24 protein-coding genes are annotated in these 24188 nt (G+C 60.5%); 13 read left to right on the plus strand and 11 right to left on the minus strand.

Going from position 1 to position 24188, the window contains the following annotated elements:
• Nucleotides 1-18: 18 nt before the first annotated feature.
• Nucleotides 19-1053 carry an aldo/keto reductase gene (locus tag B8115_RS21770; RefSeq protein ID WP_010629985.1) on the minus strand — a complete coding sequence of 345 codons (1035 nt, stop codon included), beginning with the start codon at nt 1051-1053 and terminating at the stop codon, nt 19-21.
• A 166-nt stretch (nt 1054-1219) separates the two neighbouring features.
• On the opposite strand from B8115_RS21770, the gene B8115_RS21775 reads away from it, so the two are divergent.
• Complete coding sequence (locus B8115_RS21775; protein ID WP_010629986.1) at nt 1220-2176, plus strand: AraC family transcriptional regulator; 957 nt, start codon at nt 1220-1222, stop codon at nt 2174-2176.
• 63 nt (nt 2177-2239) lie between these two features.
• Here B8115_RS21775 and B8115_RS21780 read toward each other — a convergent pair whose 3' ends face one another.
• From B8115_RS21780 to B8115_RS21790, 3 genes are all read right to left on the minus strand, one after another.
• Nucleotides 2240-3466, minus strand: coding sequence for an MFS transporter (locus B8115_RS21780; protein ID WP_010629987.1), 1227 nt, complete (start codon nt 3464-3466; stop codon nt 2240-2242).
• Between the two features lie 4 nt (nt 3467-3470).
• Entirely contained in the window at nt 3471-4070 is a 600-nt protein-coding gene (locus B8115_RS21785) for a TetR/AcrR family transcriptional regulator (protein WP_010629988.1), read from the minus strand.
• A 112-nt stretch (nt 4071-4182) separates the two neighbouring features.
• On the minus strand, nt 4183-5091 hold the full coding sequence (locus tag B8115_RS21790) for a helix-turn-helix domain-containing protein (protein ID WP_010629989.1): 909 nt from the start codon (nt 5089-5091) through the stop codon (nt 4183-4185).
• A gap of 155 nt (nt 5092-5246) precedes the next feature.
• Between B8115_RS21790 and B8115_RS21795 the strand changes: the two genes are divergently transcribed.
• Complete coding sequence (locus B8115_RS21795; protein WP_010629990.1) at nt 5247-6011, plus strand: SDR family NAD(P)-dependent oxidoreductase; 765 nt, start codon at nt 5247-5249, stop codon at nt 6009-6011.
• Between the two features lie 101 nt (nt 6012-6112).
• On the opposite strand, the gene B8115_RS21800 is transcribed toward B8115_RS21795, so the two are convergent.
• Complete coding sequence (locus B8115_RS21800; protein WP_035591920.1) at nt 6113-6889, minus strand: S9 family peptidase; 777 nt, start codon at nt 6887-6889, stop codon at nt 6113-6115.
• Nucleotides 6890-7096: 207 nt separating this feature from the next.
• On the opposite strand from B8115_RS21800, the gene B8115_RS21805 reads away from it, so the two are divergent.
• From B8115_RS21805 to B8115_RS21825, 5 genes are all read left to right on the plus strand, one after another.
• A complete protein-coding gene (locus B8115_RS21805) occupies nt 7097-7585 on the plus strand; it encodes a PAAR domain-containing protein (protein WP_083861916.1) in 489 nt (162 codons plus the stop codon).
• Nucleotides 7582-8115 carry a hypothetical protein gene (locus tag B8115_RS21810; RefSeq protein ID WP_010629993.1) on the plus strand — a complete coding sequence of 178 codons (534 nt, stop codon included), beginning with the start codon at nt 7582-7584 and terminating at the stop codon, nt 8113-8115. Before B8115_RS21805 ends, B8115_RS21810 begins: the two co-directional genes overlap by 4 nt.
• Complete coding sequence (locus B8115_RS21815) at nt 8112-8684, plus strand: tetratricopeptide repeat protein (protein WP_010629994.1); 573 nt, start codon at nt 8112-8114, stop codon at nt 8682-8684. Before B8115_RS21810 ends, B8115_RS21815 begins: the two co-directional genes overlap by 4 nt.
• Before the next feature lie 68 nt (nt 8685-8752).
• Nucleotides 8753-9511: a DUF6683 family protein gene (locus tag B8115_RS21820; RefSeq protein ID WP_010629995.1), complete on the plus strand. Its 759-nt coding sequence runs from the start codon at nt 8753-8755 to the stop codon at nt 9509-9511.
• A 29-nt stretch (nt 9512-9540) separates the two neighbouring features.
• A complete protein-coding gene (locus B8115_RS21825; protein WP_010629996.1) occupies nt 9541-10374 on the plus strand; it encodes a DUF6683 family protein in 834 nt (277 codons plus the stop codon).
• A gap of 216 nt (nt 10375-10590) precedes the next feature.
• On the opposite strand, the gene B8115_RS21830 is transcribed toward B8115_RS21825, so the two are convergent.
• A complete protein-coding gene (locus B8115_RS21830; RefSeq protein WP_010629997.1) occupies nt 10591-11172 on the minus strand; it encodes a TetR family transcriptional regulator in 582 nt (193 codons plus the stop codon).
• Nucleotides 11173-11343: 171 nt separating this feature from the next.
• Between B8115_RS21830 and B8115_RS21835 the strand changes: the two genes are divergently transcribed.
• Nucleotides 11344-12450 carry an MBL fold metallo-hydrolase gene (locus tag B8115_RS21835; RefSeq protein WP_010629998.1) on the plus strand — a complete coding sequence of 369 codons (1107 nt, stop codon included), beginning with the start codon at nt 11344-11346 and terminating at the stop codon, nt 12448-12450.
• Nucleotides 12451-12497: 47 nt separating this feature from the next.
• Here the strand turns inward: B8115_RS21835 and B8115_RS21840 are convergent, their stop codons facing one another.
• Complete coding sequence (locus tag B8115_RS21840) at nt 12498-13391, minus strand: AraC family transcriptional regulator (RefSeq protein ID WP_010629999.1); 894 nt, start codon at nt 13389-13391, stop codon at nt 12498-12500.
• Nucleotides 13392-13518: 127 nt separating this feature from the next.
• Here B8115_RS21840 and B8115_RS21845 point away from each other — a divergent pair, with 127 nt between their 5' ends.
• Nucleotides 13519-14466: a zinc-binding alcohol dehydrogenase family protein gene (locus B8115_RS21845; RefSeq protein WP_010630000.1), complete on the plus strand. Its 948-nt coding sequence runs from the start codon at nt 13519-13521 to the stop codon at nt 14464-14466.
• A 9-nt stretch (nt 14467-14475) separates the two neighbouring features.
• On the opposite strand, the gene B8115_RS21850 is transcribed toward B8115_RS21845, so the two are convergent.
• Together B8115_RS21850 and B8115_RS21855 are read right to left on the minus strand one after the other, a co-directional pair.
• Nucleotides 14476-15984 carry an ATP-binding protein gene (locus B8115_RS21850; protein WP_010630001.1) on the minus strand — a complete coding sequence of 503 codons (1509 nt, stop codon included), beginning with the start codon at nt 15982-15984 and terminating at the stop codon, nt 14476-14478.
• Entirely contained in the window at nt 15981-16700 is a 720-nt protein-coding gene (locus B8115_RS21855) for a response regulator (RefSeq protein ID WP_010630002.1), read from the minus strand. The genes B8115_RS21850 and B8115_RS21855 overlap by 4 nt, the downstream gene beginning before the upstream one ends.
• A 452-nt stretch (nt 16701-17152) precedes the next feature.
• Between B8115_RS21855 and B8115_RS21860 the strand changes: the two genes are divergently transcribed.
• The 3 genes from B8115_RS21860 to B8115_RS21870 are packed head-to-tail and all read left to right on the plus strand — an operon-like array spanning nt 17153 to nt 21376.
• Nucleotides 17153-17602, plus strand: a complete 450-nt coding sequence (locus B8115_RS21860) for a (2Fe-2S)-binding protein (protein ID WP_026038308.1) — start codon at nt 17153-17155, stop codon at nt 17600-17602.
• 57 nt (nt 17603-17659) lie between these two features.
• Nucleotides 17660-19822 carry a molybdopterin cofactor-binding domain-containing protein gene (locus B8115_RS21865; RefSeq protein ID WP_010630004.1) on the plus strand — a complete coding sequence of 721 codons (2163 nt, stop codon included), beginning with the start codon at nt 17660-17662 and terminating at the stop codon, nt 19820-19822.
• Between the two features lie 9 nt (nt 19823-19831).
• Nucleotides 19832-21376, plus strand: a complete 1545-nt coding sequence (locus B8115_RS21870) for an NTP transferase domain-containing protein (RefSeq protein ID WP_010630005.1) — start codon at nt 19832-19834, stop codon at nt 21374-21376.
• 115 nt (nt 21377-21491) lie between these two features.
• Here B8115_RS21870 and B8115_RS21875 read toward each other — a convergent pair whose 3' ends face one another.
• Together B8115_RS21875 and B8115_RS21880 are read right to left on the minus strand one after the other, a co-directional pair.
• Nucleotides 21492-21905, minus strand: a complete 414-nt coding sequence (locus B8115_RS21875; RefSeq protein WP_010630006.1) for a hypothetical protein — start codon at nt 21903-21905, stop codon at nt 21492-21494.
• Nucleotides 21906-22039: 134 nt separating this feature from the next.
• Nucleotides 22040-23014, minus strand: coding sequence for a LysR family transcriptional regulator (locus B8115_RS21880; RefSeq protein WP_026038309.1), 975 nt, complete (start codon nt 23012-23014; stop codon nt 22040-22042).
• A 103-nt stretch (nt 23015-23117) separates the two neighbouring features.
• On the opposite strand from B8115_RS21880, the gene B8115_RS21885 reads away from it, so the two are divergent.
• Nucleotides 23118-24128 carry an MBL fold metallo-hydrolase gene (locus tag B8115_RS21885; RefSeq protein WP_010630008.1) on the plus strand — a complete coding sequence of 337 codons (1011 nt, stop codon included), beginning with the start codon at nt 23118-23120 and terminating at the stop codon, nt 24126-24128.
• The last annotated feature ends 60 nt before the right edge of the window (nt 24129-24188 follow it).

A 24188-nucleotide genomic window follows, 5' to 3' on the forward strand; every position in this document is an offset into this window, starting at 1 on the left:
CGTCCCTACCCACCAAGGCTACACGGCCGCCCGCTGCGTGGGCGTACGTCGCCGCAGGGCCGACTGCGCGATCGCCGGCGGTATATAGGCTGCCCTCTCCAGCGGTGCCACATCGACGCCCGGCGGGACGATGTCGTCGATTCGGTCGAGAATCTCGTCGCTCAACTTCACCTCAGCGCCGGCGAGCAGATGGTCGAGTTGCTCGGGGGTGCGGGGCCCGATAATGGCGGAGGTAATGGCCGGATGCGCCATCACAAAGGCCAATGCCATGTGAACCAACGACAAGCCGGAATCCTCAGCCAGAGGGATGAGCCGTTCGACCGCGTCAAGGCTACCCTCGTCGGTCATCGCCTTGGGGAAATATTTCACGCGCAGCGAGTCCGGCAGCTCTCCCCTCTTGCGGTACTTGCCGCTCAACATCCCTTTGGCCAGCGGGCTCCACGTCATCACGCCCATGCCATAACGCTGGCAAGCGGGCAGCACTTCCCGCTCGATCGAGCGGTTGAGAATGGAATAGGGCGGCTGCTCCGTACGAAAGCGTGCCAGCCCGCGCCGCTCGGCGACCCACTGCGCTTCCACGATGTCGGAAGCGGGAACGGTCGACGCGCCGATGGCGCGCACCTTGCCTTCACGCATCAAGTCAGTGAGAACGGAGAGCGTTTCCTCGATGTCAGTCTCCGGGTCCAGCCGATGAATCTGATAGAGGTCGATATAGTCGGTCTGAAGGCGACGCAGTGAGTCCTCGATGGCACGGGTCAGCCAGCGCCGCGATCCACCACGTCTGTTGATATCTTCTCCCATCGGCATGGCCGCCTTGCTGGCAAGCACGACATCGTCCCGTCGCCCCTTCAGCGCCTTACCGACGATCTCTTCGGACTCGCCCTGGCTATAAGCGTCGGCGGTATCGATGAAGTTGATACCGAAATCCAGCGCCTTGTGGATCATGCCGACGCACTCATCGTGATCGGCATTGGCAATTGCACCGAACATCATGGTGCCCAGGCAGTAGGGGCTGACCTGAATGCCGGTACGGCCAAGATGACGATATTGCATGGTGATTCCCTCGGATGGTGGCAACGATGCCAAGTGAGTCACACTTCCAAAGACCGCGGGGCAATCACCGCGGCAGTGGCCTCTCAGGTATTGAAATCGAGTATGGTGAGCCAATGCCGGATGATCTACAGTAAAACGTCCGTATTTTATTTGCAGGTGTCCTGAATTGCTGGATCCGTTCGCCCAAGTCGTTACGCTACTTCAGCCCGCCGCCCCGTTCTCGAAACGGGGCAGCGGCGCAGGCCGTTGGATCGTCCGCCGTTCGCAAGTCGGGGGGCCTTTCTATTGCGCGATTCTCGAGGGGGGATGCCGTCTCGAAGCAGAAGGGCATGACGAAATCGTTCTCATGGAGGGAGATTTTTTGTTGATCCCCTCGGCGCAGAACTTCACGATGACCAGCCTTCTGCCAGCGAGCGCCAAGGACATCGTTTCGACTCCCGTGTTGCTGCCCAATGGCGAACACAGGCTTGGCAGCGTGGACGACCCTCCCGACGTTCGCCTGCTGCTGGGTTACTGTATTTTTCGCTCCCCGGATGCGACTCTGCTCGCGTCGCTGCTGCCAAAACTGGTACACGTTCGGGGGGTCAACCGGCTGGCCACTCTGATGCAGCTGGTAAGCGATGAATCGCGTGCACAGCGGCCGGCGCGCGATGTCGTGCTGGAACGCCTGCTGGAAGTCCTGCTCATCGAAGCCCTCCGTTCTGGCGGAATAACGGACACCTCGCCCGGGCTGCTTCGCGGCCTTGCCGACGAGCGCCTCGCGACAGCAATCCGCCGGATGCATGAGAGCCCCAACCGACCTTGGACGGTGGCGCAGCTAGCCAATGAAGCGACACTCTCCCGCTCCGCGTTTTATGAGCGTTTTGGTCGCGCTGTGGGCATGGCACCAATGGAATACCTGCTTGCCTGGCGCATGGCATTAGCCAAGGATTTGCTGCGCAGAGAGAAAGCCAGTATCGCTGACGTCGCAGAGCGAGTTGGCTACAGCTCCGCAAGCACGTTCAGTGTCGCCTTCGCCCGCCATGTGGGTGTGCCACCCGCCCGCTATGCCCGGGACACTGAGTACGACGGAGCGCTACCGGCCGAAGCCAACCCGTTAGCGGAGGCCGGGGCCACCGCTTGAGCCGATGCTCTTAGGTAAGCCATTAGAATAGCCGTGCAACCAAGTATGGCTGCCCGGGGTTTCTCACATGCTCCGAATATCCTGGGCAGGCAACAACAGCAGGAGCCCCAGACAGAGTACGGCGGTTACCTGGAAAACGCCGGCCATGTCCCAGAGCTTCGCCCCAACCCCAGCGAGGGTGGGCGATATCAGTTGTCCAGCGGAAATGAGAAAGAAGGTCAGACCGAAACCTGCAGAAGGTGCCTCAGGGAAACAAGTGACACTCCATATACCGTATAACGCGGTGATGAGAATGAACATGGCGCCGAATACCACTGCCGACAGGGCGAGCACCAACATATCTCCACTCGCTATGGTAAGTATGGCGATCGCGGCCGCAATGGCCAGCGACGCCCACTGCAATACCTTGGCCAGCCCGAAGCGAGTCACCAGCTCGCCGGCCAATCCACCCGCCACACCAGCGATGCCGACCACCATCCAGAACATCACGCGCCCTGCATCAGGCAGGTCATCCTCTCCCGCTATCAAATCAACGGAAAACGTCCAGTAAACGGACGTCACCAGCCCGAACAACAACGCGCCCAGCAGTAAACGGCACACCGCCCTGTCTTTCAACTTGCGCCTCAGCAATACCCGCATGGGCTCATGACCAGTGCGAGTATCATCCGTACGCTCTTTGCCAGCACGTTCCTGATCATCGGCTTCGCTCGCATGGCCCGGCATGATGAAAAGATTCCAAAGCGTGGCAATCAACGCGATAAATGCAAAGCACAGCCAAGCCAATTGCCAACGGGGCCCCGCAAACAGCGCCAGGGGGCCAGATACCATGACACCAAAACTGGTGCCCGAATTGATGATGGCATAGTAGCGACTCTGCTTTTCCGCGCTGCACAGCTGCTTGATGGCATCGGAAAGCGGTGGATAAGCCAGCCCCGGGCTACAACCGGCAAGCGTAACTCCCAGTGCCAGCCATATCGGGTTATTGGCCAGTCCGATCAATGACATACCCAGCGTTGCCGTCGCCCCACCCAATAAGATCGGCAGGCGGGCACCGAAGCGGCGCACCAGAAAGGGACTGACAAGCGTTGCCAGCAGATACCCCAGATAGGAAGCGCTACCAATGGCACCCACTGTCGCCTGATCCAAGGTGAAGTCCTGCCTGATGGCAGGAACGAACAAGCCATAGGTATAGCGCGACAGCCCATAAGTAGCAGCCACTATCAAGAGGCCGGCGCCGACCACATTGAAAGGTGAGTTGCGCTGCAGCAGGACGGGTAGGCACCTATTCATAGGCCTATGAAGCTTCGCCACGTTCTTGAGGGAGCATGTGGATCGAAGCCTTCAAGGCAACCTCGACAGGCCATTCCTGCATGAAGTTCTGCGCTTGAACGATGGCGCCATCGAAAAGCGAGTAGACCACATCGACCAGCTCATCGAATCCGTCAGGTGTCATCGTATCCCGGTACTGATCCAGAACATGGTCGGCAACGAATTGCCTTACACGATTCTTATGGTCGCGCACGCAGGCCCTGACTGGGCTCTCCTCACTGCTGAACTCCCCGGCCATATTGATGAATCCGCAACCACGGTAGCCTTCCTCGCGGATCTGGTCGTACCACATGGTGTACATGGCCGCGATACGTTTATCGGCCGATTGGTGCTGGCCCACACACTCACTCAGCTGCTGCATCCAGTTCTCTTCGCGCTGCCTCAGCCAAGCAATGGCGAGATCCTCCTTGCTCGGGAAATGGGCATAAAAACTGGCCTTGGCGACGCCGGACTCGCTGATGATCTGGTTGATGCCCGTCGAACAATAGCCCTGGCGGAAAAACAGCCGGCTGGCTGTCTCGATAATACGTTCACGAGGCCGGGAAACCGGCGATGTAGTCATCATGACAAAGCACCGAACAGACAAGTCTGTCTATACGATGGACACCAGCCTCCGATACGTCAAGGGGACTTGCCGGGCGCGTGCCGGGATCGGAGAAAGCCCAAGCCGCAGACCTCTAGCCGTGCGCTGGGTTGCGATAGGCGCTTGGGGTGATGCCGACTTGGCGGCGGAACACCTGCGAGAAGTGGCTCGGGCTCGAATAGCCAACCTCCATCCCAATATCGATGATGCTGCGGTCGGTATCCAGCAATAGCTGACGGGCGCGGTCCATGCGCAGACGGATGAAGTATTGCGATGGTGAAAGCCCCGTCGCCCGCTTGAACAGCCGGCTGAAGTGGTACTCGCTCAATTGCGCCGCTTCAGCCAAGTCCGCGAGGGAGAAGGATTCGGCAAGGCGCTGTTCCATCAAGTCGATGACTCGCCGCAGCTTGTAGGCTTGCAGCGCATTGCTGCGCCTGCCTGCGGCCTCCGGGTCGCGGTAAGTCCGAACGAGATGAATGGCCAGTGCCTGGGCCAGACCATGGACGAACAGCGAGCTGGGCTCGTGCCGCTTGATCAGCTCCAGCCGAATCTGCTCGAGCAGCATCCGCACCAGGTCGTCCCGTTCGCCGGAAACGTCGAGGAAGCGGATCGGGCCGGCCTGGCTGCCCAGCAGGTCGTGGACTGCTCGATCGACCAGCGCATGAGTGAGGTAGAGGTGCATCACCTCGAAGGTATCGCCCCCTTGGGTCTGCCAGCGCATCTCGTAGGGCAGCTCAGCGCTGGTCAGAAAGAAGTCCCCCTCCTGCACCTGCGCTGATTTCCACTCGCCGCCCAGCGCGCGCTCCTCGACCCTAGCCGATCCGGCCAGCACCATGACCAGCAGCGGTTCGGCCACGGCCGGAACCCGTATGGGTTCCGCGATGCTGCGATGCGTGTATAGCTGCAGTACCACATCTTGCAGCCCAGCGCATTGCGGCAGCGCCAGGTGCTCGCTCGGCATGCTCCGCAACATGGACTCGGCTGGGACTCGCAAGTTGTCCATCAGCGCTACTCCTCAGCGCAAAATCGCGATAGCCAGCGCAAGCCTGCAAAAGCCGCTCCCGCCTTCCTGCACGATAGTGAAACCGTCATCAACCACCGCACCCGCTGGGTGCCGGCCGGCGAATGCCTCGCCTGGCCCCGACTCTGGAGGTAGACATGACTGACATCATAGCCACTGCTTCTCACGAAGTTGAAGGCAAGATCGCGCTGGTCACGGGCGCTGCCAGCGGCATCGGTAAAGCCATTGCGCTACTGCTGCACGCCCGGGGTGCAAAGGTCGTCGCAGAAGACCGCAATCCCGCCGTCGAGGAACTGGCCCGGCCGGGCCTGGTGCCTCTAGTGGCCGACATCACCCAGGACGGCGCCGCCGAACATGCGGTTGCCCGGGCGGTCGAGGAGTTCGGCCGACTCGATATCCTGGTGAACAATGCCGGCATCATCATCAACAAGCTGGTCGAGGACATGTCGCGTGAGGACTGGGAGCGCATTCAGGCCGTGAACGCAACGGCGGCATTCCTGCATTGCCGCGAGGCCGTAAAAGCGATGAAGCCGAACAGATCCGGCGCGATCGTCAATATCGCCTCATATGCCTCCTACTTTGCCTTCCCGACCATTGCGGCATACACCGCATCGAAGGGCGCCCTGGCCCAGTTGACCCGCACGCTGGCGCTCGAGGTCATCGAGCATGGGATCCGCGTAAACGCCGTCGGGGTAGGTGATGTCGTGACCAATATCCTTAACGATGTCATGGAAGATGGCCCTGGCTTTCTAGCCCAGCACGGTGAGGGCGCACCCATTGGTCGCGCGGCGCAACCGGAAGAGATCGCTGAGGTGGTCGCCTTCCTGGCCTCGGAACGGGCGAGCTTCATGGTCGGCTCCGTCGTCATGGCCGACGGCGGCATGACCGTCGCTGCAGGCTGAGCCAGGGAATTGCCCATCATCAACACCAAAGAAACCTCGCCGCCACCGAGCGAAGGCTCGGTGGCGGCCGGCTCGTTCCTTGCTCGCCCACCGGCGGAATATCAGCTTGTCGTATCGCTTGGCCCAAGGTGACGCTTAAAGAAATCGATCAATAGCTCATGGTGACGATTCTCTCCCTCACTTCCCGGCAGGTGATCCTCGCCCTCGTAGTAATGGACTTCCGGCTGTCGCCCATGCCGACCAAGCCGCTGTTCGAGTCGCTTCGTCATCTCCACCGACCACAACCTGTCCTGCACCCCGTGGGACAGGAACAGCGGCCCGGCGTAGCGCTCGACCTCGATAGGCGTCGTGGGCAGCAGCCCTTCTGCACTGCCCTTCCACGTCCAGGCGCGCTTGCCCACGTCCCATGACTGCCAGCCGGGGTCGCCGGAATCGCGAAAGCTGCGCGCATCGAAGCCACCGCACACCACGTCCGGCGGGCTGTGCGCCGCCACGGCCTCGGGAATACCGGGCATCTCGTCCCTGACCATCAAAGAAGTGAGCAACAAGGCATGCTCGGCGCCGCGTGAGACACCGTAGAGACCCACTCGCGGCCCGACGAAGGGAAAGTCGCGCAGTGCGGCCAGCGCCTGGGCGGTGCGATCCAGCGGGCAGTCGACGATATGTCCTGCGTTCCAAGCATTGCCGCCGCTGGAGTAACCGAACGGAAAGGCCAGGAAACCGTGGGCCGCCAGAATCGCGGCGTTGCGATGACTCCAGCCCGACAAAGCTCCTTCCGAACCATGCAACACCATGACGGCGGGGAAAGGCCCCGCCCCGGGTGGACCGTAGGTAGTACCCCACTCTGGCAGCAAGCGGCGGACAATCTGCAATGGCATAGGCTCTCCTTTTCCTCAGCCTCTCGTGATGTCGCTTCTACTTTGCACGAAACGAGTCATGGCATGGCGCTCGCCCTCCTCCCACCTTGTAAGCCTTGGCTGAAACTCATGTAAGCCATATCTCAACCTTTCACCCACCCGTAGCCAGCGCCGCAAAGCGGGTAATAATCATCTTTCGCACCATGGGCATGGGGAAAGGGATAGACCATGGATCTTGCGAAAATAGGCGACAAGGTATCCTGCTCCTGCCGGGGCGGGCCGCATCACATCGTTTCGGGAGCCCCCACCTCCAGGGTGGACGGCATTCCCATCGCCCGGGTCGGCGACAAGAGTTCCTGCGGCGCCACCATCACAGCGGGGGTGTCCTGGTACCACGTCGATGGCTCTCCCGCGGCCATACATGGCAGCGCCACCTCCTGCGGCGGACAGGTCATTACCGGCTGCAGCACCGAGGTTGGCTCACCGCGCGCATCCGCTGCCAGCCTGCTCACCGAGCTGCCCAAGCGCTACAACGAGCGCTTTCGGCTCGTCACCGCCGCCGGCGAGCCCGTGGCCGGCATGGAATACCTCATCGTGCGACCTAGCGGCGAACAGATTCGTGGCGTGAGCGACCCCCAGGGCCTCACCCGCCTGGTGCCCGAGCACGACAATCCCGAAACGCTGAAGGTCTACATCAAGGGAGGGCAGCCGGCATGAGCGAAGCACCCACGCGTCCGGAAATCGATGGCTTCACCCTGTTAGGCGACTTTCTCTCCACGCTGAATACCGACACCGTGCCAAAGGACCTCGTGGTTCCCGAGCTGAAGTATCGCGAGTTCTCGGAGCCCTTCAATCAGCCCCGCCCCGCTTACCTGCTGGCGGAAGGCGTCGGCATACACGCCACCTACCAGTTGCGCGGCCATGTCGTGCTGCGCGGTAACAGCCTGATCGTGAGCGCCATGGGCGCCACCGCCGCCAGCCGCCTTGGCACCGTGAGCTGGTTCGCGACTGCCCGGCTGTATGACGGCATTCTCGATATCGCCGCGCAAAACCTGGGTAATGAAGGTGACTCCCTCTGGCCCAAGGATCACTTCGACCCCATCGGCCACACCACTCTCACCTTGCCCATGCCCCCCAGGCCACTCAGGCTGGTACTTACCGCCGGTTACTTCTACTCGAGCGGCTCGGGACAGCTGGCACCCGGCACCACGGAAGTCACCTTCGATATCGAGGTAGAACCCAAGTGATCAAAATTGCACTCGCCTTGCTCACCGCCTTGCTGCTTGCCGCCTGCTCGCCGGCCAGCGGCGAGCCACCGGCGTACTACCAGGAGCGTGCCGGCGCAGCGGTCATGGAAGCCCAAGGGGATGCGGAGCAGCTCGAAGCCGCGCTGGCGATCTACGACGAGGGGCTGGAACGACACCCCGAAGACACCGAGCTTCGCAACAGCCGAGCCAACCTGCTCGCCGGCATGGGCCGCTACGAAGAAGCCAAGCGCGACCTGGACGTGCTGCACGAAAAGGGCTTGCACAAGGAAGGGCTGCTGCTGCGCTGTATGTTGCTCGAGCGCTTGGCAGGAGTCACGGACGATACCATGGCCTGTTATGCGGAGGTGGAAGCCGCCTACGTCACGGCCGGCGAGCCCGACCCACAGCCGGACGCCAACCACATGCTGGCAGCCCGCCTGGCCGACTCACCCGAGTTCGAGGTGCTCTTGCTGGAGTGGCAGTCCAGCGGCAACGCCGCGCAGGAACCGATGCTGGCGGAGATGCTGGAGATGGAGCGGGAGCAGCTGGTTCGGCAACTACTGCCCTGAGCGACACACCTCAGGACCGCGGCGATTGTATAAAGCATCCACGGGATGCATGGCGAGGATAACGCTCAATGAAGAACAACAACCTCCGCTTATCCGTCACGCTGCTCGCCCTTGCAGCGCTGCTGACCGCACCGCTGGCGACAGCCCAGCAGTTCGGCTTCGTGCAACCGAGCTTCTTCGGCGACATCGCTCTCTCCCACTCTGGCGGCCGCTATCCAAGTTCGGACGATGACGATGAAGACGCACCCAGCGCCCAAGGGTGGAGCGAGCCACAAGCGCCAAGCGAGTCGACGGCGCCGCTGACGATCCGCCGCCTCGAATCCAGCTCGCTCGAATCGTTGCATCTGGAGCTGGCAACGGCGATGGCTCCTGACGAGTCGACACGTGCACCGCTCCTTCAGGCACTGCGCTCCGGAGAAATGGCCGCGCAGTTCGATGAGATACTGCGTTACAACCAGATGGACCCGACCGATCTTGCCAATGCGCTGACCGCCTACACGGTGGTCATGTGGTTGATCGTCAACGAACAACTCGACGGTCCCACCGACCCCACGGCCATTCACGCGGCGCGTGACCAGTTCAGCCCCTTGTTCCGCGCCGACCCGGCATTGCAGCAGCTCGACCCAGGCCAGCGCGCGGCGGAATTCGAGCGCTTGGCCTCGTTCAGCGTACTCGGCATCGCCGCCTACATGCATCAGCGCAACGAGAACGACCGGGAATCACTGCGCCAACTGCAGGACGCCATCAACGAAGGGATGCGCAGCAGTGGCGGACTCGACCTGCGCACGCTGGAACTGACATCCACCGGCCTGCGACCGAGAGGCTGACGGCGTAAGACGAGAACAGAGGATATCGAATGAGCAACATCGCCTATCAGGCTCCGACACTGACCAAGACAGGCCGACGGCCATGGAGCGCCATACGCGCCCTCGCCTGCGGTGCCGGCCTGCTTGCCTGCCTAGTCGCACTGCCATCAACCGCTCACGCCTTCGGCAACATGGCCGATACCGCGATCAACAATATGATGCTGGGCACTCACATCCCGCCGATGAACCAGGCGTTGATGACGGGAGTGCTCGATGAGCAGGCCTCTAGTGACCGCTCTGCTGAAGACCATTCTGCTGAAGATCATTCTGCGAGCTTCTCGGCGCAAAGCAGCGCTCCCCTCACGATACGGCGCACCCCATCCGGCCCGCTCGAATCGATCCAAGAAGAGCTGGCAGCGACGATGGCCGCCGACGAGGCCACACGCGTACAGATCCTCCAGGGGCTGCGTTCAGGTGTGGTGGCCGCGGAGTTCGATGAGCTGCTGCGTTACAACCAGATGGACCCGACCGACCTCGCCGATGGGCTGACGGCCTACACGGTGGTCATGTGGCTGGTCGCCAACGACCAGCTCGACGGACAGTCCGACCCGGCAAGGCTCAGGGCGGTATCCGACCAGATCGGACCGATGTTTCGCTCCACTCCTGAGCTGCAGGCTCTGAGCCCCGAGCAGCGTGCGGTCGAGTACGAGCGTATCGCCGCGTTGAGCCTGTACGCCATCGCGGCCTACACGAAGTTCGACCAGGAGGGCGACCGCGCCGCCAAGACCCAACTGCAGTCCGCCGTGCAGGAGAGCATGCAGCACGTCGGCTGGGACCTCACCGCGCTCGACTTGACCCACCAAGGCTTCGAGCCGCGCCCATAGGCAAGGGCTGAGCTGCCCCGATTACCCTGAAAATCATTACAGCGACACCTCCTGCAAATGCTGCCTGGCGGCATCGATGAAGGCGCGTACGTTCGGGTGGCCCCATCGGTGGGGAGGTGGCCGAGAGCGGTGTGAGGCAAGCCGAGGCAGAACGCTTCGCCACCCCGCCGTTGTAGTGCTTGCAGGCCAAAGGGCACGCACCGGTGTTGAGCAGCGTCAGGGGGCCTTGGCCAAGCGACGTGCGGCCTCGACTACGGATGCACGGCGCCGTGCCCGATCCTGGTCATCGTCATCTCCGGTCAGCATGCGCGCGATCTGTGGCATGTTGGACCAACAACCGGCAAGTGCCAGCACGAGGAATGTCAGATGATCGGCGCCGAACACCGTCGTGACAGCACCACGTCGCTGTCCGTCTTCGACGAACTTCGTCTTAGAGCCGTAGTATTCGCGTCGTAGCTCTTCGTCGGGGACATCACTCGTGAAGACCAGCCCTTCCCAACGCAACAAGCGGCTGAGCTCGGGATGTTCACAGTGGTAGTCGAAGGCTCGACCGGCATAGTCTCCAATGTCTTCGTCGGCGGATGACTGTGCAGCCAACGCGACCTTAGCGAGTTCGCTCCGCAGGACCGCAGCAAACAGGTTGCGCTTGTCGCCGAAGTAGTTATAGATGCGCTCCTTGTTGACGCCTGCGGATTTTGCGATGCGCTCTACCGTTGCCGCGTCAGGGCCGAACTGCGCAAATTCGGCGACGGCCGCCTCTAGAATCTTCCTCTTCGTCCCTTCTACATCCCACGCCATGATCGCATACCATCTATAAAGGGGTTGTGATAGCACGAAATTCGACCTACCATCAACTCCAACGTTGCAGTTGGAGATTGGACTGATGATATTGAGCGTGGCTCGCAAGGTCTCAGGGTGGGCGGAAGCAACCTCTCCCGACGTTCCTATGCGCTTGAAGGCAGAGGGCTCATGAACAGACGCAGCTTTCTCAAGGCGATGGGCGTTACATCCGTCGCGGCCGGTGGATTCGGAACCGCTTACGCGATGAGGAGCAACCCTTATTACCAGGGGCCTGTGAGCGATCACTTCGACGGGCTGCGCTTCTTCAACCCAGGCGGTGCCGAGCCACCTGGGGTGCTTGACCTTGCGCGCTGGCAGGTTACCAGTAGCGCTAGTCCATGGCCGGAGGCCTGGCCGCAGAAAACCACGAGCACCCTTCCCATCGAACGCGTATCCGGCGACGATCTCCGCGCGACAATGGTTGGTCACGCGACCATTCTCATTCAGGTTGCAGGGGTGAACATCCTCACCGACCCCGTTTACTCTCGTCGCACCTCACCTGTTTCCTTTGCCGGGCCACAGCGCGTCAATGAGCCAGGCATCCGGTTCGAGGACTTGCCACCGATCGACCTCGTTCTCGTCACCCACAGTCATTATGACCATCTCGATCTGGCGACGCTGGAGCGTTTGCACGCAATTCACGATCCTCTCGTCATTACGCCGCTCGGCAATGACACAATTATCCTGAATGCCATCCCGGCAATGCGTGTCCATGCGCAGGATTGGGGCGACGTAACTGAATGGGGTCCAGTTGCGATCCATTGCGAGCCGGCACATCACTGGTCGGCCCGCAGCTTATGGGATCGTCGGATGGCGCTATGGGCCTCATTTGTGGTCGAGACACCGGCTGGCAACATCTACCATGTCGGCGACACAGGCTTTCATTCGGGCATCAACTACCGCGCCGCGCGCGAAAAGCATGGCGGCTTCCGCCTCGCCAATCTCCCCATCGGCGCCTACGAGCCGCGCTGGTTCATGCAGTCCCAGCATCAAAATCCGGAAGAAGCCGTTCAGGGCATGATGCTGTGCGGCGCGCGTAACGCTATCGGGCACCATTGGGGCAGTTTTCAATTGACGGATGAAGCCGTCGAGCAACCCCGCCAGGATCTGCATGCTGCCCTTTCTCGAGCAGCGATATCGCAAGAGCGGTTTCGCGCGTTGCTGCCCGGCGATGCCTGGGAGGTGCCCGTTGATCACCTCGGAGGTTCGCTAGGTCAGAGCATGCTTTTCCGGTAAATGCTGGAAGCGAAGCAGCGTGGTTGCGTCCAGCGCGCTCTCGATGGCTAATATCGCCTTGGCGATACGCCCATGACTCGCTTGAAAGCCGTATTGAACGCATGCTCGGATTCATAGCCGACCGACGTCGCGATACGTGCCAGCGTGTCACGACCATTCATGAGCTTTTCGCACGCAAGCATCATTCTCCAACGCGTCAGGTAGGCGATCGGTGTCTCCCCGGTCCTTTGGCGAAAGCGCTCGGCAAAGGTCGAACGTGACATACCGGCCAGCGTGGCTAGCTTCTGCACTGTCCAGGGATGCGCCGGATTGGCATGTATCGCGTTGAGGGGACCACTCAACTGAGGGTCGGCGAGGGCGGCGAACCAGCCGATGTCGCTGTGGGCTTGCTCCGCCAAGTATAGGCGCAGTGCTTGCACCAGCATCATATGCGCGAGCTGCTGCGCCACTAGCGATGAGCCGGGCCGGGCTTCGCGCAACTCCTCCATCATCAACTCGATCGATCCTCTCAGTCTGGCGCGGTCGCCTGAGGTCTCGACCTGCATGAGAGGTGGCAGGGTCTGCAACAGTACCTCGGCGTGGTGGCCATTCACTTCGAAACGGCTGCCAACCAGAAAGACGTCGCCTCCGCCGTTGTAGGTGACGACTTCGCCGCTACGGTTGGGGTCGAGCACTTCGCTGGCCCGTTTTGGCTCAACGCCCAGGTCGCTGCCGATGCGCACGGTTCGGCCGCTGGGCAGGACGAAACAGTCGCCGGCCTGGAGCTGCACTGGCTCGCTACCTTGCATCGACAGCCAGCAGGTGCCCTTGATGACGGCATAACACTTGATGCGGCCTGCTAGGTCATCGAGCGTGAGCGCCCAGGCCCCGCCTGCGTCGAAGCCGGCAGTGATATAGCTGCGAGGCTTCAGCAGCGAGAGCACTTCTGAAAGGGGATCCATACACTACCTGGACGAACACGAACAAAAAACGGATTTTAAAGCATAGATCGTTCGAATGGATCTGCCTACTCTGCAGACGTGCTAAGTATCCGTCCGAGTTATTGGAACACTTTCAGGAGTGAGCAGCATGAAAGCAGCCGTGGTAAATACATTCGGCGTTCCGCCGTCGTTTCGGGATTTTCGTGAGCCGGTGGCCAGCGACGGCGAAACCGTCGTCACAGTGCATGCCACTGCGCTCAGCCCCATCGTTAAGGGCTTGGCGTCAGGTAGGCACTATGCCAGCGGCACGACCGCCGGATTCATACCGGGTGTCGATGGCGTGGGTATCGACGCAGAGGGGCAGCGGGTCTATTTTCTGTTCCCCAAGACGCCGTTCGGCTCCATGGCAGAGAAATCATTGGTCGCCAGCGAGATGATGGTGCCGGTGCCCGAGGGGCTGTCTGACGAGCGCGCGGCGGCCATCGCCACGGCTGGACTTGCGTCGTGGATCGCGCTTACGCGACGGGCCAAGCTGCAGCGCGGCGAGACGGTGATGGTACTCGGTGCGACTGGCTCGGCAGGCGGCATGGCGCTTCAAACCGCGCGGCACTTGGGGGCGAGCAGGGTGATCGCTGTCGGCCGCGATGCGGCAAAGCTCGAGCGCCTGGAGGCTGATGTGAAGATCGCCCTGAATGACGATGCAGACGGAGCGCTGCGTGCGCAGTTCGATGAAGGTGTCGATGTCGTGCTCGATTTCGCGTGGGGCGAGCCCGCTACTCGGGTCTTGCGGGCGGCAACCCAAGATCGCGGCTCCAGGACCGGCGAGCCACGCTTGCGCTATGTTCAACTGGGCACCGTGGCCGGCGACGAGATTGCTGTTCGCGGCGACATGCTGCGCAGCACGGGACTGGAACTGATCGGAAGCGGCATTGGTAGCGTGTCCGTAAAGGAGCTCCTGACAGGTGCTCGCGAGTTACTCGCCGCTGCGCCTATGGCCAGCTTTGATGCGCCGTTTACCAGCCTGCCGCTGACCTCCGTGGCAGATGCCTGGATATGTGATCGGGGTGTCCGCTACATCCTCACGCCGGTTCGGTAAGCACACCAGCTATTTCGGTAAATGAGCGCGTTGCGCCGAAAGTGAAGTCTTTTTGAGCCACCAAGCGCGCTCTTTGGGCACTGGCGTTGCGTTTACACAGCCTTCTCTTGGGAGTGAGATGATGGCTTGCATACCGGTTTCGGTGTTGGAAAACGAGATATCCCCCCCATGCTGCCGCACGACAGCTCGCACTATCGAAAGACCTAGTCCGCTGCCTCCTGTCTGTCTGCTTCGGGAGGTTTCAAGCCGGACAAAGGGCGCGAAGACCTTCTCTACCATGTCGTTCGGTATTCCAGGGCCACGGTCCTCGACGACGATATCAATACTTGAGGTGGTGTCCCGAAGAAACACCTTCGCCTCTCCCCCATAACGCACCGCGTTCTCAACCAGGTTTCTGATCGCGCGGCGGAGGCTGTCGGGGCGGCAGTGATATTTCATCCTCACGCCCTCGACATGCGTGACCGGATGTCCCAAGTTAGATTGGTCATCACAAATACTCCCAACTAGCGCTTCCAGATCTATGGCACGAGTCTCCTCTTTAATCGATTCTCCACGTGCAAACGAAATCGCGGCTTCTGTCATCGACTGCAATTCGTCAATTGCCGCTATCATCTTTCGCTGGGCATCTTCATCTTGAACGAGCTCTGCTCTTAGCCGAAGCGAGGTTATTGGCGTTCGCAAATCATGACTAATCGCTGCTAGCATCCTCGTCCGATCCTCTACGAAACGATGTAGACGGCTTTGCATTTCATTGAAGGATTGAGCCGTCCGCTTGATCTCTTCTGGCCCGTCTTCCAATAACGGCGGCAGGTTCTGTCCTCGACCTAAAGCTTCAGCGGCTGTTGCCAGATTCCGTAGTGGTCGTGCGATGCGGCTCGCGATAAAAATGCTGATCAAGGCGAGCATGAGCGCGGTAAGCCCAAGTGACATCAGTGACCTGGAGGTCCACAAGCCTCCTTTTTCGTGCTGATAAAATGCCGCATTCAACCAATGCCCGTCTTCAAGACGCGTACTGAGCCCATACCCTTTGCTGCCTGAAAACTTGAGCATCTTTGCTGGCTGCGGCATCAACCACAAATAAGACGCTGGCGTCATCCATGGGTCAGCCACGTTTGCAGTTGACACTTTATTGACACTCGGCAACTTCGGGGAAGTAGATCCAGCCCATCCTAATGTTCCGCTTGGATCGACGGAGCTGTCCAGTGGCTGGGAAAGTCGGGCGAGGGCCTGCAACCTCCAGTCATTCGGATCCATAGGCTCACTGTCGGACAACCAGTATCTCAAATAGCTGCCTTCACTTGCGTGTAGAGCTTGCTCCCTAAATTCAGGTGGTAACGATTCCATCAAACGGGTAGTGGATGATACTCGGCTGACAAACTCAGCTTTCGCACCAGCATCGAACTTCTTTGTGTACTCATCCAAAGAGATGAGGAAAGTGAGTGCCTGCGAGACGATTAACGCCACGAGCGTAAGCCCGATGATTTGTGTAGCGAGGCTCCTCCGCCAAAGACGAGTCATTCGGGCGCGACCTCGGCGCACAGGCTGTAGCCACCGCCCCAATGAGTTTTGATGATCGTTGGGCTCTTAGGATTGTCCTCGATTTTCTTCCGGAGACGGCTGACTTGGTTGTCAATGCTGCGGTCGAAGATGTCAGCTGTCCTCCCAGCCGTCAGATCAAGGAGCTGTTCCCGACTAAGTATCAAACCTGGCCGCTCGATGAAGACCTTAAGCAGGCGAAATTCCGCTGTGCTTAGCGGGATACCAACGCCATCATCACCGAAGATTTCCTGACGACCCAAGTCGAGCTTCCAATGATCGATGCGGACTATCCTGCGATTGAGAATGGTGCGTGCTTGAGTGGAGTTGATGGCACGACGGAGCACGGCTCTGATCCGGGCAAGAAGCTCACGCGGGTTGAATGGCTTCACCAAATAATCATCTGCGCCGAGCTCAAGACCGATGATACGATCGGCATCTTCGGCCATCGCTGTCAAAAATATAATGGGGGTGTCTTCGGTAGCCCGAATCTCCTTGCACAACGAGATGCCGTCTTCGCCGGGCATCATGACATCGAGGATGATCAGGTCGACAGTCTTTCGCTCAAGAATTTGCCGTAGGGCCGCCCCACTTTCCGCTACGCTGACCTTGTAACCATGGTGCTCGAGATACTCCCGAACCAGATCCCGGATATCGTCATGGTCGTCAACGACGACTACATGTGTAGCGTCTTGCATTACCCCACCCTCCGCCGGAAAGCTAAAACACTCTCTATTCGATACTCTGCCCCATCCTTGCGGCTATCTCATCGCAGAGTCACGAAGCCTCCGCGGGAGCTTCCAATAGAGTGGTCTTCGCGATCTCCGGCGTCAAGATACTTGTAACCTGAGCCATCCATAGCACGACACAATGTTGCGACAATTTAATACAGGCATGGCACATCAATAAGACAAACTCGGAATAAGGTTGGACCAGTTCGCATGAGACGGGACAAAAGAGCTGGTGCCGCTATTCGCTATATGCCCAAGATAAGCGATGGCGAGCCCATTCGGTTCCGCTCTCGCCTGTGCCCGGCAGGATGGGGCAAGTTTTTCACAGCAAGTGGCAAGCCCCCGCACTACGAATGGTTAAAAATTAAATGCTCAAAGCGCATTCCGTCACGCAATTATGGCTAGCCGAGGAGAGCACCATGACAGCATTCACAATCAACGGACGCGCGGTAGTGGTCACCGCCACACCGGATACCCCACTTCTCTGGGTGATCCGGGATGAGTTGAAACTAACCGGTACTAAATTCGGTTGCGGCGTAGCGCAATGCGGTGCGTGCACGGTGCATGTCGATGGCGAGCCGGTGCGTGCCTGTGTCTTCTCGTTGGCTGGCGCTGAAGGTCGGTCTGTCACGACGATCGAGGGGTTGTCTGATGACGGCTCGCATCCCGTCCAGCAGGCCTGGATGGAGCTGGAAGTACCGCAGTGCGGCTACTGCCAGAGTGGACAAATCATGAGCGCGGCCGCGCTTCTGGCGCGCAATCCGAGCCCCACCGAGGCGCAGATCGATGAGGCGATGCGCGGCAATTTATGCCGCTGCGGCACCTATTTGCGTATTCGGGAGGCCATTCACCATGCCACCGAGGCCTGATGAGGCCCGCCTCCCCCGATACATTCCTATTTTGCTTACCCAGGCGAAGGTAGAACGATGAAACCGCAAAACATCCATCTTACCCGTCGATCCTTTCTAGCCGGTGCCGTCGCGGCCGGTGCCGCCCTCGTCGTTCCCCTTCGGCTGCCTGCGTGGGCGCAGCAGAGCGAGGATACGGGCATATCGCAGGCCTTCATCCGCATTGATACGAACGGCCAGGTGACTTTCGTGTTGCCCACCAGCGAAATGGGTCAGGGGATCCACACGGGTCAGGCCCAGATACTTGCCGAAGAGCTCGGGGCCGACTGGTCGAGCATCGCTGTCGAGATGCCGAATCAGCCGGCGCCCGCCTACCGCATTCCGTCCGGCCAGATGCGCTCCGTGGGCTCGTTCGGCATCCGCTTATGGCATGACCCGTTGCGCCGCGCCGCCGCCCAGGCGCGGGAAATGCTGACCCAGGCTGCTGCCACACGGCTCGGTGTGGAGCCCGCAACGCTGCAAGCAGAGGATGGCTTCATCGTACACGCCGCATCCGGGCGTAGCCTTCCCTTCGGTGATTTGGTGGGAGACGCTGCGGCACTGCCTGTGCCGGAGGAGCCTACCCTGCGCCCCGACCAGGAACGAACGCTGACCGGGCGCTCGGTGCCGCGCCTCGATACACCGCTGAAGGTAACGGGAAAGGCGGTATACGCGGTGGACGTTGAGCGCGAAGGCATGCTGCATGGCGCCGTCCGGCTCGCCCCTGTCTTTTCCGCCGACATCGAGTCGTTCGACGAGAGCAGCGTCTCCGGTATGCCGGGCGTGGTCGCTGTGGTCCGTGTGCCGCGCGGCGCAGTGGTGGTCGCCGATTCCTGGTGGCAGGCCAAGCAGGCTGCCGACGCGCTGGACATCACCTTCACCCAGACACCGGCAGACACACTTTCCACCGATGAGATCAATGAGTTGCTCCGCGAGGGACTGGATCGAACCGATGTGCCGGTCACGACGCTGCGTGGCGAAGCCGAGGCGGCACTATCGACCGACGGTCAAGTCGTCGAGGCCGAATACTCGGTGCCACTTCTCACCCATATGTGCATGGAACCGATCAACTGCACGGCCGAGTCTACCGAGGAGCGCACGGAACTGTGGATCGGCACACAGGGCCAGGACGTCATTCGCATGACGCTCGAGAGCGCTATGCAGGTGCAGGCTGAGCAGCTCTTCATCAATACCACCTATCTGGGCGGCGGCTTCGGTCGCAAGACGCATGGCGAGATCGCTCTTCAGGCCGCGCTCGCCAGCCGCGCCGTCGGCGGTCGTCCGGTCAAGGTGTTGTGGTCACGCGAGGACGACGTTCAGCAGGGGCAGTATCGTCAAACGATGATGTGTCGCTTCCGCGCAGTCCTGGACGATGACGGCAATATCACCGGCATGCACATCCGGCTCGCCGGGCCACAGATGGGCCGTGCATACGGCTTCGATCCGGAGCAAATGGCGCAGGCGACGGGTAACCTCGCCAACTTCGATCCCTTCTCGCTCGGCGGGCTGTCGGACATGCGCTACGTCATTCCGAATTTCGTCGTCGAGCACGCCGTGGTCGATCTGCCGATACCGCTCTGTCCCTGGCGGGCGATCGCCCACACCTTCAACGGCTTCTTCTTCGAAAGCTTCATGGACGAATGCGCTGCGGCAGCGGGCCTCGACCCGCTGGAGTACCGCAGAAACCACTGTACCGGACAGGCAAGAATGCTTGCCGTGCTCGACCGGGTCGCCGAGATGTCACGCTGGAACGAACCGGCGCCAGAGGGCCTCTCACGCGGCCTGGCCGTGGTCGAAAGCTATGGCTCCTACGTTGCACAAGTGGTCGAGGCACGGGCTAACGGCGAGAGTGTCCAGGTAGACCAGGTTTATGTGGCTATCGACTGCGGACACGCCATCAACCCGGGCCAGGTGGAGGCGCAAATGCAGGGCTCTGTCGTCGATGCGCTCGGTGCGGCATTGAGGCAGAAGGTCACGATCCGCGACGGCCGCGCTGAACAGTCCAACTTCTACGACTATTCGCTGCTGCGCATGGGGGAGGAACCATCGGTGGCGGTGGGCATCGTCGAAATCGGTTCTCCCCTGGGGGGCGTCGGTGAGCCGGGCATTCCCCCACTCGCCCCGGCGCTGGCCAATGCGCTGTTTGCCGCCACGCAGCAACGGGTCCGTCACCTGCCGCTCTCCGATCACTTTCCGAGTTAGCGCAGGCCCATGACCTATCTGGAACATACGCAGGATGTCCTTGGCCAATGGCTTGCCTGGCGCAGGACGGACGGGGTTGCACTCGTCATCGTGACGGCGACGGAGGGCGGCGCTGTGCGCCTGCCTGGCGCTCTGATGGCCGTGTCCGTAACGGGCGAACGATGCGGCTATATCTCGGGTGGCTGCATCGATGCGGATGTGGCAATGCATGCACTGGAGGCGCTTCGCTCGGGTAGAATCGAACGCCTGAGATATGGCAATGGCTCTCCGTTCATCGATCTGCCCTTACCCTGCGGTGGTGCGATCGAGGTGTGGGTACTCCCCGATCCCCAGGCCAGTGTCCTGCGTGCGTGCCATGATCGGCTCGCCGCACGCCAGCCAGTAACGCTCAATCTCTCGGCATCGGGCGAGCTTCGGTTGGGGCACCCGACAGTGGCAAGCGCGTTGTCCTTCCGTTATATGCCCAAGCTGCGCCTGCGCATCGCCGGACGCGGGGCAGACAGTCTAGCGCTCGCCCGGCTAGCGGCGGCCGGTGGTATTCAAACGGAGCTGCAGCTCCGCGATGGCGCCGACGTCCAGGCCGCCCGTCGGCTGGGAATCGAGCCAATCACGGAGCTTACGCTTCCATCGACGCTTCCAGCGCTGAACGATGATCCCTATACAGCCTTTCTCCTCGCTTTCCATGATGTCGATTGGGAGGAGTCGCTTCTTGCTCAGGCTCTCACCGGCCCAGCCTTCTATATCGGCGCTGTTGGCAGCAAGACGACCCATGCCCGGCGCTGTGAACGGCTTCGTGCCGTCGGTATCGCCGAGAGACAGATCAGTCGTATCCGCGGTCCTGTTGGCCTGCTTCCCTCGATGCGCGAAGCGTCGGCGCTTGCCGTGTCCGCCCTCGCGGAGATCGTCGACGCCTATCAACGCAAGGTTCGATTCCCCTTTCGCTCGACGGCGCTCGTGCTGCTGGCCGCGGGGCAGTCCAGCCGCTTCGAAGAGGGCGACAAGCTCCTGGCCCGTTTCCGGGGGCAGCGCCTCATCCAGCGTGCCGCAACAGCACTCCAGGGGCATGACCTTGCCGCCCGTATCGCCGTTATCGGCCCCGACCAGGCCGCAAGAGCAGTGGAGCTGCGCGCCGCTGGCTGGACCGTGGTGGTCAATGCGCAGGCGGCCCAGGGCCTGTCGACCTCCCTTGCCGCCGGTATTCAACAGGCAGAGCAGTGTCAGCACGTCGAAGCGGCCCTGGTCCTGCTCGCCGACATGCCGAACGTTCCGGATGCTCACCTCATCGATCTTCGTCATGCCCTGACGCCCGAGCGCACTGCGGTCATGTCGGTGTCAGAAACGACACATTCACCACCCGCCATCTTCGATCGGGCTGTCTTCGATAGATTGCTCGGACTGGCCGGCGATGCAGGGGCCGGCCGGGTATTTCAGTCATTGGAGCGTACTGCAACCGTGCCAATTCCCGCCGATTGGGCGCTCGACATCGACACGCGTGACGATCTTGCCCAGGCTCTATCCTTTAAAGATTATTCGACATGTTGGCATTCCCCCTAGGCTAATGATTTATTCACTTCACCAAGCCCCACCCCTATAAAAAATCAATCAAAACAGCTATCGCCAGCCTAAGGCTGGCGATAGTGAACTAAATCGACAGTCAATTAATCGACAATCAATTAATCTGTGTCGTCAGGGTGTAATAGTCGGTCGTGTCGGCCCGCCCTCCAAATCTATTGGCATGGACTTCGAGCGTATAGTCTCCCGGGCTCAGTTGTCGGCTGATGGTAAAGTCCCCACCGTTTCTCCGGGTCTGGGTAACGACATTACCGCTGTCATCACGTAGCACGGCCGTCAGGCCGCCATGGCTTCCACCTCCGGTATTCCAGCCACGGCTATTGATAGTGACATTGGCTGTATCGCTCACCTGAAGTCGGTAATGATCGACACCGGAGAACAGCCGAGACGGAGTATTGCCTTCTTCCAAGTTAAAGGGGCCATTGTTCGACATGGCAGAAGCCTGGCTGGTCATGCCCAGTGCCAGCACTGTTGTCATGAGGGCTGCCCAAACTGGGGTTGCGCGTTTCATGATGCCTCTCCTTGATGCAAGTCTTTGGTAAAAATTTCGATGTGTTCGATGCGAACCAGTCGAAATCTACACTGACTTTGTCTTACCAATATATTGACCTTGTATTAGAGTGTCGCAACTCTGTGGTGCATGAATTAGTTGCTGACTGGTGGCCATTCACGATGGCGGATGTACTCGAGAAAGGCCCGCATGGCCGCACTGGTATGACGCCGGCTCGGATAGTACAGATACCAACTCGGCAACTGCTTCTTCCAGTCGACGAGCACTTCAACCACCCTGCCCTTTTCGAGATCATCGCGGACGTAATCCTCGAAAAGATGCGCGATGCCCGCCCCCGCAATGGCGGCCTGAAGCTCGTGATGCGCTGAACTCAGCGTCAGCCGTCCTTGCGGCGTGATTTCCAGTTCGTCGCCATCCTTCTCGAAGGCCCATGTCTCCATGGTGCCGCCGGGGAAGCGGCGGCGAATGCAGTCATGCTGCAGAAGATCGCCTGGCGAGTCGGGCCGACCGCGCTTGTGAAGATAATCGGGTGAAGCCACGATGGCATATCGCAAGGCGGGACCCAGGGGCATGGCGATCATGTCTTGGGCGAGTTGATTCCCGAAGCGCACGCCAGCGTCGAAGCCCTGCTCAACGATATCGATGATCGCCGCATCACTGACGATCTCGACGTTGACGGCGGGATAAATCTTCATGAATTCAAAGGTCAGAGGGCACAGCATGTGGTCGACGGCCGGCGCTGGCGCATTGATACGCACGGTACCGGACGGGCGCTCCCGAAGCTGGTTGAGATCGTCGATTGCCGTTCTGATGTCGTGAAGGGCGGGCCCAAGTCGCTCGAGTAGCTGCTCGCCTGCTTCAGTAGGCGCGACGCTGCGTGTGGTTCGATTCAGCAACCGGATACCCAACGCTTCCTCGAGCGCGCTGATCGATTGACTGATAGCTGACGATGATACGCCTCTACCAAGCGCGGCGGCTCTAAAGCCACCGCAGCGCACGACATCCTCAAAGATCTCCAAGCTGTCCAGGCGTAATGGTCGCATTGCAAAGCCCTGCTTAATAAGCTGATCCGTTTTCGTTAGCTTATCCGCACGCTTGATCTGGGTCATCCTAAAAGAATGTCGTAAGGCTTCGGTTTTGAATGATCGCAGCCTTTCCGACGCTGATAACAAATTACGCCCCTGCCATCAGATATTCGGAAGGACAGCAGATATGAGCGGAATTACATTGAATCGTAGGAAGATCATCCTGACAGCGGCGTCGGCAGCCGCTGGGTTAATCTTGCCGCCCGGCGGCATGGCCCTTGCGCAGGCGGCTTCCGCCGCGACGTCCACGGCCCAGGGTGGCACTGCGAGTGCAAATGTCGGCTACTACCACCTTCGTGTCGGGGACATTTCTGCCACCGTGCTGAGCGACGGGCTGATAGGCGGCCCTCCGCGGATTTACGCCAGCGACGCGCCGGAGGCAGAACTGGAGGAGGTGTTGAGACAAGCCTTCTTGCCGACCGACCATATGACCCTGAATCTCAACACCCTGCTTATCGAAACGCATGGCCGACGAATCCTCCTCGAAGCCGGAGCCGGACAGACCATGGGGCCGCTAGGCGGTCGCATCTTCGATAATCTGGCTGCCATCGGTTTACGCCCCGATGACATCGACATAGTGGTTATCTCACATACGCATCCGGATCATGTCGGCAACCTTCGGGCAGCCGATGGAAGCAAGGCATTTCCGCGCGCGACCGTCTTTGCGCCACGTGCCGATTGGGACTTTTTCATGCGTAACGAGCCAGACCTTTCCTACATGCCGGTGCCCGTGGACTTCCGTCGTCACTTCGCCGCCGCCATCCGCCAGAGCCTCGAGCCGGTCATCAACGACATCGAATTGTACGAAGCCGGCACGGAAATCGTTCCTGGCTTGACCACGCTGCCGGCCCTGGGCCACACCCCCGGCATGGCCAACTTCCTTGTCCACTCAGGGAATGATCAGTTGCTGCTGACTGCCGATCTTGCCTATCACCCCATCGTCAATATTGACCACTCCTGGCTGCCCGGACCGGATCGTGACAAGGAAACGGCACTGGCCTCCCGCCGCCGCATCTTCGACATGGCGGCTGCAGACCGGCTCCCCGTTCTCGGCTTCCACTTTCCCTTCCCGGGGCTTGGCCGAATGCTCAAGACGGACACCGGCTATGCCTGGGTCCCAGCCAACTGGCAGTTTTGATCCACCGCCATACAGAGGCCCTGTCGTGACGGTATCACAGCGGTACCAATATCGATTTCT

Source organism: Halomonas sp. KM-1, assembly GCF_000246875.1.
Lineage (GTDB): Bacteria > Pseudomonadota > Gammaproteobacteria > Pseudomonadales > Halomonadaceae > Halomonas > Halomonas aerodenitrificans.

Excerpts from the sequence above, each read along its gene's own strand:
- B8115_RS21770 (WP_010629985.1), bottom strand. The coding sequence starts at position 1,053 with ATGCAATATCGTCATCTTGGCCGTACCGGCATTCAGGTCAGCCCCTAC.
- B8115_RS21780 (WP_010629987.1), bottom strand. The coding sequence starts at position 3,466 with ATGAATAGGTGCCTACCCGTCCTGCTGCAGCGCAACTCACCTTTCAAT.
- B8115_RS21785 (WP_010629988.1), bottom strand. The coding sequence starts at position 4,070 with ATGATGACTACATCGCCGGTTTCCCGGCCTCGTGAACGTATTATCGAG.
- B8115_RS21790 (WP_010629989.1), bottom strand. The coding sequence starts at position 5,091 with ATGGACAACTTGCGAGTCCCAGCCGAGTCCATGTTGCGGAGCATGCCG.
- B8115_RS21795 (WP_010629990.1), top strand. The coding sequence starts at position 5,247 with ATGACTGACATCATAGCCACTGCTTCTCACGAAGTTGAAGGCAAGATC.
- B8115_RS21800 (WP_035591920.1), bottom strand. The coding sequence starts at position 6,889 with ATGCCATTGCAGATTGTCCGCCGCTTGCTGCCAGAGTGGGGTACTACC.
- B8115_RS21805 (WP_083861916.1), top strand. The coding sequence starts at position 7,097 with ATGGATCTTGCGAAAATAGGCGACAAGGTATCCTGCTCCTGCCGGGGC.
- B8115_RS21810 (WP_010629993.1), top strand. The coding sequence starts at position 7,582 with ATGAGCGAAGCACCCACGCGTCCGGAAATCGATGGCTTCACCCTGTTA.
- B8115_RS21820 (WP_010629995.1), top strand. The coding sequence starts at position 8,753 with ATGAAGAACAACAACCTCCGCTTATCCGTCACGCTGCTCGCCCTTGCA.
- B8115_RS21825 (WP_010629996.1), top strand. The coding sequence starts at position 9,541 with ATGAGCAACATCGCCTATCAGGCTCCGACACTGACCAAGACAGGCCGA.
- B8115_RS21830 (WP_010629997.1), bottom strand. The coding sequence starts at position 11,172 with ATGGCGTGGGATGTAGAAGGGACGAAGAGGAAGATTCTAGAGGCGGCC.
- B8115_RS21835 (WP_010629998.1), top strand. The coding sequence starts at position 11,344 with ATGAACAGACGCAGCTTTCTCAAGGCGATGGGCGTTACATCCGTCGCG.
- B8115_RS21840 (WP_010629999.1), bottom strand. The coding sequence starts at position 13,391 with ATGGATCCCCTTTCAGAAGTGCTCTCGCTGCTGAAGCCTCGCAGCTAT.
- B8115_RS21845 (WP_010630000.1), top strand. The coding sequence starts at position 13,519 with ATGAAAGCAGCCGTGGTAAATACATTCGGCGTTCCGCCGTCGTTTCGG.
- B8115_RS21850 (WP_010630001.1), bottom strand. The coding sequence starts at position 15,984 with ATGACTCGTCTTTGGCGGAGGAGCCTCGCTACACAAATCATCGGGCTT.
- B8115_RS21855 (WP_010630002.1), bottom strand. The coding sequence starts at position 16,700 with ATGCAAGACGCTACACATGTAGTCGTCGTTGACGACCATGACGATATC.
- B8115_RS21860 (WP_026038308.1), top strand. The coding sequence starts at position 17,153 with ATGACAGCATTCACAATCAACGGACGCGCGGTAGTGGTCACCGCCACA.
- B8115_RS21865 (WP_010630004.1), top strand. The coding sequence starts at position 17,660 with ATGAAACCGCAAAACATCCATCTTACCCGTCGATCCTTTCTAGCCGGT.
- B8115_RS21870 (WP_010630005.1), top strand. The coding sequence starts at position 19,832 with ATGACCTATCTGGAACATACGCAGGATGTCCTTGGCCAATGGCTTGCC.
- B8115_RS21875 (WP_010630006.1), bottom strand. The coding sequence starts at position 21,905 with ATGAAACGCGCAACCCCAGTTTGGGCAGCCCTCATGACAACAGTGCTG.
- B8115_RS21880 (WP_026038309.1), bottom strand. The coding sequence starts at position 23,014 with ATGACCCAGATCAAGCGTGCGGATAAGCTAACGAAAACGGATCAGCTT.
- B8115_RS21885 (WP_010630008.1), top strand. The coding sequence starts at position 23,118 with ATGAGCGGAATTACATTGAATCGTAGGAAGATCATCCTGACAGCGGCG.